The following is a 16,358-nucleotide window of genomic DNA, read 5'->3' as shown; positions in this document are numbered from 1 at the left end:
AATCGATTGGATTTGCAATGATCCGCCCGACGGAATAGAGTCTTAAGAGGATTGCCCAGGTTGCTTTTTCGGGGCGACGACATTACCGGCCCCATATCGCGACTGAGCAAGGCCCTCGTTGGTTAAGCGGGGCGTAACGATATGGCAGCAATGGAATTCCTGCCGGTTCTTCTCATGGTCGCCGGAGTTGTTCTGGTGGCAGGGGTGACGCTTTTTGTTTCCTCGCTGCTGCGCCCCTCCAATCCTTACCCGGCAAAGAACATGCCCTATGAATGCGGCATGGATCCGGCGGGTGAGGCCGCGGGGGGCCGCTTCCGGGTTCAGTTCTATATCCTTGCGATCCTGCTCGTCGTCTTCGATGTCGAGACGATGTTCCTCTTTCCCTGGGCCGTCGTCCTGAAAGAGATCGGGCTGGTCGGTTTCGTCGAGATGTTCGTTTTTATCGTGCTGCTTCTCGTAGGCTTCGCCTACGCCTGGCTGAAAGGAGCGCTTGAATGGGAGGAGTAGGAAACGCGATCCGCGACAGCGTCCTGTTCACCACGGCCGACAGCGTCATCAGATGGAGCCGAAGGTCGGCATTGTGGCCGGAGACCTTCGGCATCGCCTGCTGCGCCATCGAGATGATCTCGGCCGGTTGCGCCCGCTATGATCTCGACCGGTTCGGCGTGGTGTTCCGCCCGTCGCCCCGCCAGTCCGACGTGATGATCATCGCCGGCACGGTCACCCGGAAATTCGCGCCGGTCGTCAGGCGGCTCTATGACCAGATGCCGGAGCCGCGCTGGGTGATCGCCATGGGCACCTGCGCCATTTCGGGTGGCGTCTACAACACCTACGCCGTGGTGCAGGGATCGGAAACTTTCGTGCCCGTCGACGTGCATGTGCCCGGCTGTCCGCCGCGGCCGGAGGCGTTGATGCACGGCTTCCTGCTGCTGCAGGAGAAGATCAAGAAGTCCCGCGCGTTGACGGGAACGCCTCTCGATCGGGTTGTAGCGTCATGAGTGTGGAACCGTCCCTCAACCGCGCTCCGATCCTGGAGCGCTTCGGACAAGCAATCGAAGATCTCGGCACCGCGCATGGTATTGAAGTCTTTGCTGTTCCTCCCGAGAAGATCGTCGAGTTCTGTCGGTTCCTGAAAGAAGATCCGGCATTCAAATTCAATTTCCTCTCGGACATCTGCGGGGTCGATCATTATCCGGAGACGCCGCGCTACGAGGCGGTGTACCACCTCTATTCGCTGCCGAATAAATGGCGGATCCGCATCAAGTGCCGGCTTGGCGATCCCCCGGAGGTTCCCTCGGTCACGGGAGTCTGGCGCACCGCCAACTGGCACGAGCGCGAGGCCTGGGACATGTACGGCATCCGGTTTACCGGGCATCCTGACCTGCGCCGGATCTACATGTGGGAAGGCTTCGAGGGCTTCCCGCAGCGCAAGGATTTTCCGCTCCGTGGCTACAAGGACAAGCTGAACCCGTTTGGCGCCGAAGGCCCGCCGCCGACGCAGCCCGACCTTGCCACCAGGGAGATTCCCTAGAGCGAGGAAAAGTAAGCGGTTTTCCGCCCGCATTCCGCTCGAACTGAATTGAAGGAGGCCGTTGACGCCGGAGAGTTGAGATGACCGAAGTCACCGAGCTCATGAGACCGGAAGGTGAAGCGCTCAATACCAAGGAAGTGCTGCTCAACCTCGGTCCACAGCACCCCAGCACCCACGGGGTGCTGAGGCTCGTGCTCGAACTCGATGGCGAATATGTCGAGCGCGTGGATCCGCATGTCGGCTATCTCCATCGCGGCACCGAAAAATTGGCGGAGAGTTTCACCTATACCCAGATTTTCCCGCTGACCGACCGGCTCGACTATCTCTGCCCGCCTTCGAACAACCTGGCCTTCGCGCTGGCGGTGGAAAAGCTCCTCGGGATCGAAGCGCCGATCCGCGCGCAGTATATCCGCGTGCTGATGGCCGAACTGGCGCGGATCTCCGGACATCTCCTCATCACCGGGGCGCTGCCGATGGATCTCGGCGCCATGACCGCGCTGCTTTACGTCATGCGCGAACGTGAAATGATCATGGACCTTCTGGAAATGATCACCGGCGCCCGCATGCACACCTCCTTCTGCAGGGTTGGCGGCGTGCGTGAAGACCTGCCTGAGGGGTTCTTTCTGAAAATCAGGGAGTTCTGCGATATCTTCCCGAGCCGGATCCGCGATTATGAGCGATTGCTCGAAGATAACCGGGTGTTCCTCAATCGCACGGAAGGCATCGGCGTGATCTCCGGCGAGGACGCGATCGACCTTGGCCTAAGCGGTCCAAATCTGCGTGCTTCCGGGGTCGACTGGGACATCCGGCGCGACGAGCCTTACGAAATCTACGACCGGCTCGATTTCAACGTCATCACCCGCGACGAGGGCGATTGCTACGCGCGCTGGCGGTGCCGGGTCGACGAGATGCGTGAAAGCATCCGCATCATCGAGCAATGTATCGCCCAGATGCCCGAAGGGCCGTTCCAGATCGACATGCCGACGATCGCCTTTCCGGTGGACAAGGAACGGGTGCACTGTTCGATGGAGGCGCTGATCCAGCATTTCGACCTGTCGGCCTATGGCTTCAACGTGCCGGCCGGCGAAGTTTACTCGGCTATCGAGGCGCCAAAGGGCGAGCTCGGCTTCTACATCATCAGCGACGGGTCGCCAAAACCGTTCCGCATGAAGGTGCGGGCCCCTTCGTTCGTCAATCTGCAGGCGCTCTTCGGGGTCACCAACGCCCGCTACCTGGCGGACATGATCGCCGTGCTCGGCAGCCTCGACCCGGTAATGGCTGAGGTGGACAAGTAGGAGATTTGGACGCGATGAGCATGCGCGAAAAAATCGAACAGGCAGCAGCGGCCTATCCGGACCAGCGCTCGGCGATCATGCCGGCACTTGTGATCGCACAGAAGGAACACGGCCACCTGCCCGGACCCGTGCTGGAGGAGGTCGCCGACATCCTCGGTGTCGAGCGGATCTGGGTCTACGAGCTGGCGACCTTTTACACGCTCTTCCATACCGAGCCGGTGGGCATGTTCCATTTGCAGCTTTGCGACAACGTCTCGTGCATGCTGTGCGGATCGGAAAGCCTGCTGACCCATCTGGAAACGGCGCTCGAGATCAGGAAGGGCGACACCACAGCGGACGGGCTGTTCACTCTTTCGACCGTCGAGTGCCTTGGTGCCTGCGAGATGGCTCCGGTGATGCAGGTCGGTGACTATTACCACGGCAATCTTGACGTCGCGCGGCTGGACGCGCTCCTGGATAGCCTTCGCGCCGCAGCGGGGCTGCCAGCAGGCGATGAGCACGCCTCTCAGTCAGTGCCGGGAAAGTAGCGCCATGTTCGAGCCGGTCCTTCTCAAGAATATCGAGGTCGCGAACGGCCATCTGCTTTCGGCCTACGAGGCCGGAGGCGGCTATCAGGCGCTCAGGAAGGTGCTCAGCGAATACACGCCGGACGAAGTCGTCGAGCTCGTGAAACAATCCAACCTGCGCGGTCGCGGTGGCGCCGGGTTCCCGACGGGAATGAAGTGGAGCTTCGTGCCGAAGGGGGGCGACAAGCCGAAATATCTGTGTTGCAACGCGGACGAAGGGGAGCCCGGCACCTTCAAGGACCGGATCATCATGGAGCGCGACCCCCACCAGCTCATCGAGGGGCTGGCGGTGAGCGGCTACGCGATCGGGGCGGAAACCGCCTATGTCTACGTGCGCGGAGAATATGTCACGGCGATCCGTCGCCTGGAGCAGGCGATCGCGGAAGCCCACGAAAGAGGATACCTCGGAAAGGGTATTCTGGGTTCGGATTTCAATTTCGCCGTCTACATCCACTGCGGCGCGGGCGCCTATATCTGCGGCGAGGAGACCGCGATGCTCGAGTCGCTCGAGGGCAAGCGGGCGCAGCCGCGATTGAAACCGCCGTTTCCGGCCGTGGCCGGGCTCTACGCCAGCCCGACGGTGATCAACAATGTCGAGACGCTCGCCTGCGTGCCGCACATCGTGACACGGGGGGCTGCCTGGTTTCGCGGCATCGGCCCCGACAAGAGCCCTGGCCCGAAGCTCTATTGCGTGAGCGGGCAGGTGAAGAAACCCGGACTCTACGAGCTGCCGATGGGCATACCGCTCAAGGAACTGGTCGAGGAGCACGCCGGCGGCCCGCTGCCGGGACGCAAGATCAAGGCGGTGATCCCGGGCGGAGTTTCGGCGCCGGTCATCCCGGAGCGCGAGCTGGAGGTGGGGATGGATTTCGACTCACTCGCCGCCGCCGGTTCGATGCTCGGTTCGGCCGGCGTGATCGTGGTCGACGATTCCACCTGCATGGTCAAGGTCGCGACCCGGATCATCGAGTTCTTCCACCATGAGTCCTGCGGCAAGTGCACGCCATGCCGGGAGGGCTTGAACTGGGTCGTCAAGGTGCTGCGCCGGATCGAGGCCGGGGAGGGCGCGCCCGGTGACCTGGAGCAGCTGGACATGCTCTGCAAGGGCATTTTCGGCAATACCTTCTGCGCCTTGGGTGACGGCGCCGCGATGGGATTGCGGGCCGCATTGAAGCATTTCCGCGACGAGTTCGTCGCCCATATCGAGGAGGGGAGGTGCCCGTACCACTAATGCATGTCGCCCAAAAGTGTTCAGCGGTTTTGGGACAACGACATGCATGAAAACAAGGCCTGCGGGACAGGGCTGAGAGGAAATATGGTTAGCATCACGATCGACGGACAAATGCTGGAAGTTGAGGCTGGCTCTACGGTGCTCAACGCGGCCGAGCGTTTGGGCATCGACATACCGACCTTCTGCTATTGGAAGCGGCTGCCGGCACTCGCCTCATGCCGCATGTGCCTGGTGGAGATCGAGGGGCTCAGGCGGTTGCAACCGTCCTGCGCGACCGTGGTCACCGACGGCATGGTGGTCAGGACGAACACGCCCCTGATCGAGGAGACGCGCTCGTCCATGCTAGACATGCTGCTCGCCAACCACCCGCTCGACTGCCCGATCTGCGACAAGGGTGGAGAGTGCGAGCTGCAGGACATGGTGATGGCCTACGGTCCCCGCAAAAGCGAGTTCCGCGATCCCAAACGCGTTTTCCACTCGAAGGACATCCGTCTGAGCCCGGTCATCATCATGAACGTCAACCGCTGCATTCAGTGCCAGCGCTGCGTCAGGATGTGTGAAGAGGTCGTTGGCGCAGTCGCCCTGGGGACGGTCGAGAAGGGCATGGACACCGCTGTCACCGGCTTCGAGGGCAGTCTTGCAAGCTGCGACCAGTGCGGCAACTGCGTCGAGGTCTGCCCCGTCGGCGCGCTGATGAGTTTCCCCTACCGCTACAAGGCACGGCCGTGGGATCTCGCCGAGACCGATACCATCTGCCCGCATTGCGGCACCGGCTGCCAACTGACGGTCGGCGCACGCAAGGGCGAGTTCATGCGTGTCCGCTCGGACTGGGAGCACGGGGTCAACCGCGAAACGCTCTGCGTGCGCGGGCGTTTCGGCCTCGACTTCATCGAAAGCCGGGACCGGATCAAGCGACCGATGATCCGTCGTGACGGCGCGCTCACTCCGGTCTCCTGGGATGAGGCTGGCGACTACCTGCGCCGGCGCCTGTCGGCTGTCGAGGGCAAGGCTGCCGGAGGGCTCGCGTCCGCGCGCCTGCCCAACGAAGTGCTCTATCAGTTCCAGAAGCTGATGCGGACGGTGTTCCGCACGAACAATATCGACTGCTCGTCGCGCTGGTCGACGCCTTTCGATGCGCTCGGCCCGCTGGTGGCGGGTTTCCATGCCCGCGCGCCGTTGGATGAGGTGGTCGCTAGCGACTGTGTGCTCGTGGTCGGCGGAAACGTGACGGAAGAAAATCCGGTTACCGAATACCTGCTCAGGGATGCCGCGCGGCGGCGGCAGACAAGATTGCTCATGCTCTCGGCGCGACCATCCCGTCTCGACGCCGATGCGCGTGCAGTGGTTCGCGTGCGGCCGGGCGGAGAAGCGGCGAGCCTTGCGGCGGTAGCGGCCGCGCTCGTGGCGGCGGACGGTCAGGCGGGCGACGTTTCTGCCATGACCACCAACCGTGCGGGATCGGATCGTCTGGCCTCCGCACTCAAGGAGAGCCGCAGTGTCACCGTGCTTGTCAGCATCGACCTGTTGCGATCACCCGAAGCGCGCGCGACGCTGCAGCAGATCAATAATCTGCTCAACGTTCTCCATCTGCTCGGCAAGAGCCCGGCGATGCAGTTCCTGTTCGACCGCGCCAACCAGATGGGCGCCTGGGACATGGGGGTTCTGCCGGCGGTGCTGCCGGGCTTAAGCGCCGTCGCCGACGATGCGGCGCGTACAGCTCTCGAACGGGCCTGGGGCGCCGCGATCCCGTCCGAGCCGGGCGCCGATCTCGACGCCATGCTGGAGCTTTGCGTCGACGGGCGGATGGGCGCGCTCTACATCGCCGGAACCGATTCCCTGATTGCCTATCCCGACCGGGACTTCGTGACGCGTGCGCTTGGCGCCGCCGACCTCCTGATCGTGCAGGACACATTCCTTACCGAAACGGCAGGCCTGGCAGAGGTCGTCCTGCCTGCGGCGGGTTTCGGCGAGGAAGCCGGCACATTCACCAACAACGAGGGCCGGCTTCAGACGGTCCGCAAATTCCGCGAACCAGCCTTCGAGGCGCGAAGCAATCTGGCGATCTTCGATTTCGTCGCGGCGCTCCGCAAGGAACCGCTGCAGCCGTCGACGCAAGGTGAGATTTTCGACGAGATTGCCCGGCTTGTTCCAGCCTACCACGGACTGACGCAGGAGGGGCTTGGTCCGGACGGCGCCTTCACCAAGGCGGCGCCGACACCGGCGGCTGGCGGGTTCTTCCCGGCGCCGCCTGCCCTGAAAGCAACAGACGGGCTGGTGCTGGTGACCGGCAATGGCCTGTTCCACAACGGATATCTTTCCGAGCGCTCGGAAATCCTGAATACCGTTGCAGACGATCCCTATGTCGAAACGAGCGGCGAGGATGCCGCCGAGCTCGGTCTTCCGGATGGCGCTCAGGTGGTGGTGCGATCCGCGTGGGGCGAATTGACTGCGAAGCTCAAGGTCAACCGGCACTTCCCGAGCGGCCTCGTGTTTGTTCCCGAAAACTACAGGACGCTGCGCCTCAACAGCCTGATGCGGCGCGGTGAATATCCTTGCCCGGTGGAGGTGCGCGAGGCCGCACCGACCTTCGAGAGCGCCGCTTCCACTGGTTCAGCCTTTGAGCAGAATCGGATTTGAGCGGATCCAGCTCTGTGGGGTATGCACCCCCCTCTGCCGTTGATGTGGCTCCTCTCGAGGGAGACGTGCAGCGGCTGATCTCGTCAGTGATAGTGGGTCCCGCAAATGTAGTCGTGCAGGTCCTGCTCCGTGCGCAGCGCTTCGTCGAGCCTGTGCTTGACCACGTCGCCGATGCTGACTACGCCGACAACGGAATCGCCTTCGAGCACCAGCACATGGCGGGTACGCCGCTGGGTCATCATCGCCATCACGTAGGGAAGCAAATCCTGTGTCGAGCAGGTCGCCACGCTGCGGTTCATGATGTCGACAGCGCGCATCATCGCCGCCTCGGCTCCGTATTCCGCCAATGCGTTGCAGCAATCCCGTTCCGAAAGCGTACCCAGGTACTCGCCAGGGGCGCGGCTGACGACCACGAAACCGATATTGCTTTCGCGAAACAGCCGCAGCACTTCTACCATGGTGTGAGAAGGGGTGACCGCAATAACCCCGACGCCCTTGTTCTTCACGATATCGCCGACAAACATTTGAGCCTCCTGCCCTGCAGCGCCGTGCCTCAGACGCACAAAGGTCGCCGTAGCACTTTGAACTGGCGCACGATTTTACCCCTAAATCGCGTGCGATTTAAGAAGTCGTGCGGTCGCCCCGGGATTGACAGCTGGCGTGTTCACGTTCGGCGGATATTTCGCCACCAGTTGTAACCCTGCGGCTCGCTCGCCTCCACCAGAACGTCCTTTTTCGTGTCAAGGCGGGCGGCAACCACGCCGCCGCCGGTCGCCGCCTTGCCGGGCTTGGCGAGCAGGTCGTCACGCCCGATCACTAGGTCGTGCGAGGAAAAACTCGAGAATTCATATTGTTGGCCAAGGGCGATCGCATCCGCCGGGCAGGCGTCCTCGCACAGCCCGCAGAACAGGCAGCGGGCGGTGTCGATCTCGAATTTGGCCGGGCGTCGGTTGCCCTTCTCGTCCTCGTAGGGAACGACTTCGATGCAGTCGCAGGGACAGATCCGCGCGCAGAGTTCGCAGGCCACGCACTTGATCTCGCCCTCGTCGTCACGCTTCAGGAAGTGATGACCGCGGTAACGCGAATAGGGCAGCCATTTCTCCTTGTCCGGATACTGCATGGTCACGGTTCTGGAGAACATGTAGCCAAGGGTCAGCGCCAGGGCGCTCGACAGATCGGAGAAGAACGCCCAGCCGATCCAGGTTCCAGTTCTGTCCCATGTGCGCGACATCGCCGCCCCGCTGCCGCCTGTCTCCGATCAAGGAGAAGCTATGCGGCCTCTCAAAATACCACAGCGGCCTTGTTGCGCCGGAGACGCAGGACGCTGTAGGGAGCCGCTCTCGGCCCCTAGGAGAAAACCATACCGGTAATAATTATGTTCGCCATCGACAGAGGAAGCAAGACCTTCCACCCGATCGCCATCAGCTGGTCGTAGCGATAGCGCGGGAAGGTGAAGCGAAACCACATGAACAGATAGACGAAGAACGCCACCTTGAGCCCGAACCAGACGAGCGGCGGTAAGGGGATCAGCACGCCGTTCCAGCCGCCGAAGAACAGGATCACCGAAAGGACCGACACGAGCAGCATGATGACGTATTCGCTGACCATGAAAAATGCGAAGCGGATGCCGCTGTATTCGGTGTGGAATCCGGCCCCGAGATCGCCTTCCGCTTCCGCCAGATCGAAGGGGATGCGCTGCGCTTCAGCAAGCCCTGCGACGAAGAATACGAAGAAGCCGACCGGCTGGTAAACGATGTTCCAGACATCGGCCTGAGAGCGGACGATGTCCAGAAGGCTCATGGATTGCGCCAGCATCACCACGCCGATGACAGCAAAGCCCATCGGGATCTCGTAGCTGATCATCTGCGCGCAGGTCCTGAGGCTGCCCAGCACCGCGTATTTGCTATTCGCGGCCCAGCCGCCGAAGATGACGCCATAAACCTCGAGCCCGATCACCGCGAACACGAAGAGCAGCGCCACGTTCATATTGGCAACGTAGAGGGAGATCTCGTTGCCGAGCACCGAGACGGTCTCGCCGAAGGGGATCGCGACGAACACCACAAAGGGCGGTGCGAGCGCCAGGATCGGCGCCAGCTTGAACAGGAAGCGGTCGGCTTCGGCCGGGATGTGGTCCTCTTTGGTGAGCAGCTTGATGCCGTCCGCCACCGGTTGCAGCATCCCGTGCCACCCCACGCGCATCGGCCCCATCCGCTGCTGCATATGGCCTGCAATCTTGCGCTCCAGCCAGGTCAGCGGCAAGGGCAAGAGCAGCAGCATTGCGATCAGCAACGCGACCTTCAAGACGATCAGGCCAAGAGCGACGATAAGTTCCATGTCCGCGGCTGCTTATCCAACGGGTTGAAACACGTGGCCGGACTTTGGCGCCGGCCGTGCACTGGCAATCTGGGCGCTTGTCTATCTGTACGGTACAACGGTGGCGCACGACACACAATGCCATCACAGTTCGGCCGCGGCTGCCGCGGTATGCGCCGGTCCAGCGTCATCAGCGCCCGGAGCCAACGTTCCCATGGGCGAGTTTCCCGACAATTTGATCCAGTGCAAGGTCGCGGGGCTGTCGCTGCCCTAGGATATAATAGTTATCAAACGATTGGTTGGGAACGCTGATGGCTTCGAGCGGTTCTGACGGCGCTCCCTCACGGAAGGAGGACTCCTCATGACACTCAATGCATTCCTGCGTCCGGTTATGCTTGCCGGTCTTGTCGCGCTTGGCATGACTGCCGGGGCCGGCGCGCAAACAACCCAAAGCGACACGCACCATCCCGACCCTTCACCCGAGTCGCAGGCGCAGTCTTCCAGCCCGGACGGCGCGGCCGGGCAGAGCGAACAGCCTGGCCAGCCGGGTATGATGGGCCCGGGTATGATGGGCCAAGGGATGATGGGTCAGGACATGATGGGCCGCATGCCTATGATGGCCATGCGCGGGCACATGATGAAGATAATGTTCGCCATTGCCGATGCTGTCGGGGACGGCAGCCTCTCTTTCGATGAGGTGACGGCCATCCACAAACGAATCTTCGACAAGGTGGATGCCAACAAGGACGGGAAAGTTTCTACCGAAGAGATTCAGGCATTCCTGCGGCCTTAGCCGAAGGACACCCCGTCCCCCTGGTGACGGTCGCTGCACCTACAGGGCCGCATGCTTTTTGCGGGCCGGCCCTATCGCCACATGTCGCGCATGCGCGCGGCGACGTCGATGCGGATCTGCTGGGCGTTACGCTCGGCGGTCGTCGGATTGGCCAGAGGCCAGGTTCCGGTTTCGAAGAATTGCAGGAGCGTCGCGGGAATAAAGCGCGTCCGGCTCGCATAGACGTGGCGGTCGCCCTGGGCATGCTGGCCACCGGTGAAAAAGCGCTGCGGCACCATCAGCGTCAGACTGTCCTTGGCGCGCGTCATGCCGACATAGAGCAGCCGCCGCTCCTCTTCGAGATCATGCGTCGTCCCGGTTCCGAGGTCGGACGGAATGCAGCCGTCGACCACATTGAGCATGAAAACGGCGCGCCATTCCTGCCCCTTGGCTGAATGGATTGTCGACAGGATCAGATAGTCTTCGTCGAGGAGCGGCACGCCCGCCTGGTCGCTGGTCGCATCCGGTGGATCGAGCGTCAGTTCGGTCAGAAAACGCTCGCGGCTCGGATAGCCGGAAGCGATCTGTTCAAGTTGCAGAAGGTCGGCCTTCCGGGTCTCGGCGTCCTCGTGGATGCGGTCGAGATGCGGCTCGTACCAGGTGCGCACCATGGCGATTTCCGCAGGCCATCCGGACCTGCGGAGACCCTGCAGCAATTCTACGAGGCGCACCCAGTCGTCCCCGCTTTTCGGCGGGGAAGGGATTTCGGCAAGCGTCATCAGCGGTTCGGGGTCGGCCGCAATCGCGTCCAGGATCTTGCCGGCGGTTTGCGGGCCGATTCCGGGGAGCATCTGAAGCAGCCTAAATCCGGCGACGCGGTCACGCGGGTTCTGGGCGAAACGCAGCACCGCAAGCATGTCCTTCACATGGGCCGAGTCGAGGAATTTCAGGCCGCCGAACTTCACGAAGGGAATGTTGCGACGGGTGAGTTCCACCTCAAGGGGGCCGCTGTGGTTCGAGGCACGGAACAGGACGGCCTGCTGCTTCAAACGCATTCCGGTCTCGCGGTTGGCGAGGACCTGCTCGACGATATAGTTCGCCTGATCGCTCTCGTCCCTGACCGTCAGCAGCTTCGGACGCTCGGCCGACTGTCTGTCCGTCCAGAGATTCTTGGTGAAGCGCTCGCGTGCAAGCTCGATGACGCCATTGGCAGCCGCGAGGATCGTCTGCGTCGAACGATAGTTCCGGTCGAGCGTGATGACGTCGGCAGGCGGGGAAAACTCCTTGGGAAAATCGAGGATGTTGCGAACGGTAGCGGCGCGAAAGGAATAGATGGACTGGGCATCGTCGCCGACGACCGTCAGGCCGCGGCCGCCGGGCTTCAGCGCCATCAGGACTGAGGACTGCAGCTTGTTGGTGTCCTGGTATTCGTCCACCAGCACATGGTCGAACCGGCCGCCGATGTCGGCGGCGAGCAACGGGTCGCTCACCATCTGCGCCCAATAAAGAAGCAGGTCGTCGTAATCGAGAACGTTCTGCGCCTGCTTGGCTTCGACGTATCCGGCGAACAGCGCCTTCAACTGGCTCTCCCAGCCGGAAACCCAAGGGTACCAGTTCCGCAGCACATCGTTCAGCGGCGTCTGCGAATTCACCGTCCGCGAATAGATCGCCAGGCACGTGCCCTTCGTCGGAAACCTGCTTTCGGTTTTCGAGAATCCGAGCTCGTGCCGGACGAGGTTCATCAGGTCGGCGCTGTCCTCGCGGTCATGGATGGTGAAATCCACGTTCAGGCCGATCTGTTCGGCGTAGATCCTGAGCAGGCGCGCCCCGATGCCGTGAAAGGTTCCGGCCCAGGCGAGGGCGTCCGTCATCACGCCGGAGCCGGCACCAAGCACCTGGGTACAGATGCGCTCGACTCGGCGCGACATTTCAGCGGCGGCCCTGCGTGAAAAGGTCATCAGAAGGATGCGGCGGGGATCGGCTCCATTGACGATGAGGTGAGCGACCCGGTGGGCCAGCGTGTTGGTCTTCCCCGATCCCGCTCCGGCAATGATCAGCAATGGTCCGCCGACAAGGCCGTGGTCCGGTCCGATGCCATGCTCGACGGCACTGCGCTGCCTGTCGTTCAGTTTTTCAAGGTAAGCTGCGCTCATTCGCCCTGTCACGTTCGTTCCGCAATGAGTCCGGCTCTGCACATAGCAGATCGCCGTCGGCGGCGGGTGAGGTCAAGCTGAAAAAGGACAAGAGTGGCAAAAGCCCCCAGCAAATGAACATTTCGGCAGCGCCGCACGGCTTTTGAAGACGCATGAAGGTCGTGGTCACCCCCTGACTTGCTGCCATTGTGCGGCAGGCCGTTGTCTCAAGGGCCAGCCCTCCTTCGCCGCATTGGGCGGAACCGACATGCGTGCACGTATCTTCCCGACCTCAATCGCGCGGCAGCCTGCCGAGCAACAGATCATTTCCCTCGGCGTTTCCGCATCGCCGACATTGCAGCATGCCTGCGATGGCCATCAGGGACGTGCGGCCACCGCGCCTTCGGGCAATCTGGCGACGATCAATGGGAGCCTGGTGCAGGCACTTCCCGCACTTGGCAACGAGCACATACCATTCGGGCAGCGTCTCCAGGGTCGAGGCGCATTCCGCGGCTTCCCCGGGCGGTGCCAAGTCGATTCCTCTCCGATGCCGCATCGTCATTCATCAACGCATGGCCGCCGCGCGTCAAACCGCGGTTGCCGCGCGAGAGACCTGCCGGCGGCGCAGGTCCCTGCAATCTGCGAGGCAGGTTTGTGACTTCGGCCTTTGCATGCCTGCCGGGACGGCTTCGACCTGAAGGCCGTTCCCACGCGACCTAGAGCTTACTCCGCCGCGATCGGCGTTGCAAAACCCTCGCGCTCCTCGACCGCGTCGTCTTGCGGCGTTGCTGCTTCCGGCTCCGTCTTCCGCGACTTCGGCTCGCGGCCGAAGAACAGAGCGTAGCCGGCCGGCAGCACCAGGATCGTGAGCACCGTCGCAACGAGGATGCCGCCCATCATGGCGTAGGCGAGCGGACCCCAGAACACGCCGCGCGAGATCGGGATCAGCGCCAGCACTGCCGTCAGTGCGGTGAGCATGATCGGACGGAAGCGGCGGACCGCCGCGCCGATGATCGCCTCGGCGCGCTCCATGCCGGCCGCGATGTCCTGATCGATCTGGTCGACGAGGATGATCGAGTTGCGGATGATGATGCCGAGGAGCGCGATGACGCCGAGGATCGCGACGAAGCCGAAGGGCGCGCCGCTGATGAGCAGTGCCGCGGCAGCACCGATGATGCCGAGCGGGCCGGTCGCGAGCACCAGCATCGCCTTGCCGAAGTGCTGGAGCTGCGCCATCAGCAGCACGACGATCACGACCAGCATGATCGGCGCCTTGGCGGCGATCGAGGCCTGGCTTTCGGCGCTGTCTTCGGCACCGCCCTGGACTTCGATCTTGTAGCCGGGAGCAAGGCTGTCTCTCAGGCCCTGAAGCTCATCATAGAGCTTCACCGTCACGTCGTTCGACTGCACGCCGTCGGGGAGCGTCGCGCGGACCGTGATCGTCGGCAGGCGGTCGCGGCGCCACTCGATGCCTTGTTCCATGACCGGGACGACCTTGGCGACCTGCGAGACGGGCACGAAGCCGCCGAAATCGGTCGGGACATAGACCGAGTTGACGGCCGAAAGCAGCTGGCGATTGCCGTCCGGCTCCCGCGCGACGATCGAGACGGTTTCCTCACCATCGCGGAAATTGTCGAGCGGCACGCCGGACATCGATGCCTGCAGCATCTGGCGGATACGTTGCGAGGTGACGCCCAGCGCCCGCGCGCGGTCCTGGTCGATCACCAGCTTCATCGCCGGCACCGGCTCCAGCCAGTCGTCGTGAACTGCACCGAGCAGCGGGTTTTCATTGAACTTCGCCTTCACCTCATCGGCGATGCGGCGCACTTCGGCGCGGTCCGGACCCATCACGCGCAACTGCACGGGCCAGCCGGTCGGCGGGCCGAGGAACAGCCGGTCGACCTTGGCGCGGATCGACGGGAAGTCTTCGGCGAGAACCGTGCGCAGCTTTGTAATCAGCCGTTCGCGGGCCGGCTCGTCCTTCGCCATGACGAGGAGCTGGGCGAAATTCGGATTGCGAAGCTGCTGGTCGAGCGGCAGGAAGAAGCGCGGCGCGCCTTCACCGATATAGGTGGCGATGAAGCGCTTGTCCTCGTCGTCCATCATCCGGGCCTCGAGCGCCTTGGCCTGCTTCTCGACCTCCTTGATGCTGGTTCCTTCGGGCAGCCACAGATCGACCAGGATTTCCGGCCGCGAAGACTGCGGGAAGAAGTTCTTCGGGATGAACTGGAACGCCCAGAGGCTTGCCATGAAGGTCGCAAGCGTCATGACGAGCACGATGACCCGATGGCGCACGGCCCAGCCGACCGTCGCGCGCAAGCGCCGGTAAAAGCGCGTGTCGAAGACGTCGTGATGGTTGCCTGCATGGTGGCGCTGCTTCAGGATCATGTAGCCGAGCCAAGGCGTGAAATAGACGGCGACGAACCAGGAGACCACCAGCGCGATGCCGACGACATAAAAGAGCGAGCGCACATATTCGCCCGCAGTCGATTCCGCGAAGCCGACCGGAATGAAGCCCGCGGTCGTGATCAGCGTGCCAGTCAGCATCGGGAAGGCGGTCGAGGAATAGGCGAAACTCGCCGCCTCGATTTTTACGAGGCCTTCCTCAAGCTTGCGCTCCATCATCTCGACCACGATCATCGCATCGTCGACGAGCAGTCCGAGCGCGATGATCAGCGCTCCGAGCGAGATGCGCTGCAGGTCGATGCCGAGCTCGTACATGATCGCGAAGGTGGCGGCGAGCACGAGCGGGATGGCGATCGCGATCACCAGGCCCGAGCGCCAGCCGATCGACACGAAGGAGACGATGAGCACGATGATCAACGCCTCGACGAGCGCATGCATGAACTCGCTGATCGCGTCGGTCACCACTTCCGGCTGGTTAGCAATCTGGTCAACAGAAACGCCGTAGGGGAGCGCGGACTCGAAGCGTTCATAAGTCGCTTCCACAGCCTTGCCGACGTCGGTGACGTTGTAGCCCTTCGCCATGACCACGCCGATCTGGACGCCGTCGTGACCGTTGAAGCGGAACTTGCGCGAGTAAGGGTCCTCCAGTCCCGAGGTAACGGTCGCGATGTCGCCGAGCCGGATGACCTGGTTACCGGCGCGCAATCTCAGCTGGCGGATATCCTCGGCCCGATCGACGCCGCCTTCGACCGAAATGCGGACGGAGCGCGTGCCGGTATCGACGGAGCCGGCGAGATCGACATTGTTCTGGCCGACAATCGCGCTGCGCAGATCGTTGAGCGTCAGCCCGCGTTCTGCGAGCGCCTTGGAAGAGACGTCGATATAGATCTTCTCCGGCTGGTCGCCGATGATCGACACTTTCTCTACACCGGGCGTCGTCAGCAGCATGTCACGGCCCTGGATCGCGAACTTCTTCAGTTCGGGATAGCTGTAGCCGTCGCCACTGATCGAATGGAGCGTGATGAAGGTGTCGCCGAACTCGTCGTTGAAATAGGGGCCGAGCAGCCCTTCCGGCAGCTCGTTGGCGATGTCGCCGACTTTCTTGCGCACCTGGTAGAAGGCGTCGGCCACCTCTTCGGCATTGGTGTCGCCTTCGACCTGCAGCGTGATGATGGCGCTGCCGGCGCGTGTGTAGGAGCGCACGAAATCGAGGTGCGGCGTTTCCTGCAGCTTGCGCTCGATCTTGTTGACGACCTGGTCCTGCATCTCCTCGATCGATGCGCCCGGCCAGACGGCCTGGATGACCATGACACGGAAGGTGAATTCCGGATCTTCGCGCTGGCCCATGCGTACGAGGCCAAGCGCGCCGGTGATGATGATCAGCGCGAAAAGAAAGCGCGCGATGCTCGGGTGGCCGATCGCCCAGCGCGAAAGGTTGAACAGTTTCCTGTCCTCAGTGGAGGCGTGCATGGCCG

General features: G+C 62.7%; 13 protein-coding genes. 8 read left to right on the top strand and 5 right to left on the bottom strand.

Annotated elements, in window-relative coordinates; all coding sequences use genetic code 11:
• The first annotated feature begins 141 nt into the window (after positions 1–141).
• From GHK62_RS15405 to nuoG, 7 genes are all read left to right on the top strand, one after another.
• Positions 142–507 (top strand): NADH-quinone oxidoreductase subunit A, encoded by a 366-nt coding sequence (locus GHK62_RS15405; protein WP_153440014.1) that lies wholly within the window; start codon positions 142–144, stop codon positions 505–507.
• Complete coding sequence (locus GHK62_RS15400) at positions 495–998, top strand: NuoB/complex I 20 kDa subunit family protein (RefSeq protein WP_153440013.1); 504 nt, start codon at positions 495–497, stop codon at positions 996–998. Before GHK62_RS15405 ends, GHK62_RS15400 begins: the two co-directional genes overlap by 13 nt.
• The gene (locus tag GHK62_RS15395) at positions 995–1,531 is read left to right on the top strand and encodes an NADH-quinone oxidoreductase subunit C (protein ID WP_153440012.1); all 537 of its coding nucleotides are present in this window, start codon (positions 995–997) and stop codon (positions 1,529–1,531) included. The genes GHK62_RS15400 and GHK62_RS15395 overlap by 4 nt, the downstream gene beginning before the upstream one ends.
• A gap of 80 nt (positions 1,532–1,611) precedes the next feature.
• Positions 1,612–2,826, top strand: coding sequence for an NADH dehydrogenase (quinone) subunit D (gene nuoD / locus GHK62_RS15390; protein WP_153440011.1), 1,215 nt, complete (start codon positions 1,612–1,614; stop codon positions 2,824–2,826).
• 14 nt (positions 2,827–2,840) lie between these two features.
• Complete coding sequence (nuoE, locus tag GHK62_RS15385) at positions 2,841–3,353, top strand: NADH-quinone oxidoreductase subunit NuoE (RefSeq protein WP_153440010.1); 513 nt, start codon at positions 2,841–2,843, stop codon at positions 3,351–3,353.
• Between the two features lie 4 nt (positions 3,354–3,357).
• Complete coding sequence (gene nuoF / locus GHK62_RS15380; RefSeq protein ID WP_153440009.1) at positions 3,358–4,623, top strand: NADH-quinone oxidoreductase subunit NuoF; 1,266 nt, start codon at positions 3,358–3,360, stop codon at positions 4,621–4,623.
• An 84-nt stretch (positions 4,624–4,707) separates the two neighbouring features.
• On the top strand, positions 4,708–7,260 hold the full coding sequence (gene nuoG, locus GHK62_RS15375) for an NADH-quinone oxidoreductase subunit NuoG (RefSeq protein ID WP_153440008.1): 2,553 nt from the start codon (positions 4,708–4,710) through the stop codon (positions 7,258–7,260).
• An 83-nt stretch (positions 7,261–7,343) separates the two neighbouring features.
• Here the strand turns inward: nuoG and GHK62_RS15370 are convergent, their stop codons facing one another.
• From GHK62_RS15370 to nuoH, 3 genes are all read right to left on the bottom strand, one after another.
• Positions 7,344–7,784, bottom strand: a complete 441-nt coding sequence (locus GHK62_RS15370; protein WP_153440007.1) for a CBS domain-containing protein — start codon at positions 7,782–7,784, stop codon at positions 7,344–7,346.
• A gap of 140 nt (positions 7,785–7,924) precedes the next feature.
• Positions 7,925–8,491 carry an NADH-quinone oxidoreductase subunit I gene (locus GHK62_RS15365; RefSeq protein ID WP_153440006.1) on the bottom strand — a complete coding sequence of 189 codons (567 nt, stop codon included), beginning with the start codon at positions 8,489–8,491 and terminating at the stop codon, positions 7,925–7,927.
• Positions 8,492–8,607: 116 nt separating this feature from the next.
• The gene (gene nuoH / locus GHK62_RS15360) at positions 8,608–9,594 is read right to left on the bottom strand and encodes an NADH-quinone oxidoreductase subunit NuoH (RefSeq protein WP_153440005.1); all 987 of its coding nucleotides are present in this window, start codon (positions 9,592–9,594) and stop codon (positions 8,608–8,610) included.
• Between the two features lie 340 nt (positions 9,595–9,934).
• On the opposite strand from nuoH, the gene GHK62_RS15355 reads away from it, so the two are divergent.
• Complete coding sequence (locus tag GHK62_RS15355; RefSeq protein ID WP_153440004.1) at positions 9,935–10,366, top strand: EF-hand domain-containing protein; 432 nt, start codon at positions 9,935–9,937, stop codon at positions 10,364–10,366.
• A gap of 71 nt (positions 10,367–10,437) precedes the next feature.
• On the opposite strand, the gene GHK62_RS15350 is transcribed toward GHK62_RS15355, so the two are convergent.
• Positions 10,438–12,498, bottom strand: a complete 2,061-nt coding sequence (locus GHK62_RS15350; RefSeq protein ID WP_153440003.1) for an ATP-dependent helicase — start codon at positions 12,496–12,498, stop codon at positions 10,438–10,440.
• A 702-nt stretch (positions 12,499–13,200) separates the two neighbouring features.
• The gene (locus GHK62_RS15345; RefSeq protein ID WP_153440002.1) at positions 13,201–16,353 is read right to left on the bottom strand and encodes an efflux RND transporter permease subunit; all 3,153 of its coding nucleotides are present in this window, start codon (positions 16,351–16,353) and stop codon (positions 13,201–13,203) included.
• Positions 16,354–16,358 lie beyond the last annotated feature (5 nt).

Origin of the sequence: Sinorhizobium terangae (assembly GCF_009601505.1) — a bacterium.
GTDB lineage: Bacteria > Pseudomonadota > Alphaproteobacteria > Rhizobiales > Rhizobiaceae > Sinorhizobium > Sinorhizobium terangae.
The sequence above is the reverse complement of the archived record's forward strand: the minus strand, read 5'-3'. Positions and strand labels throughout refer to the sequence as shown.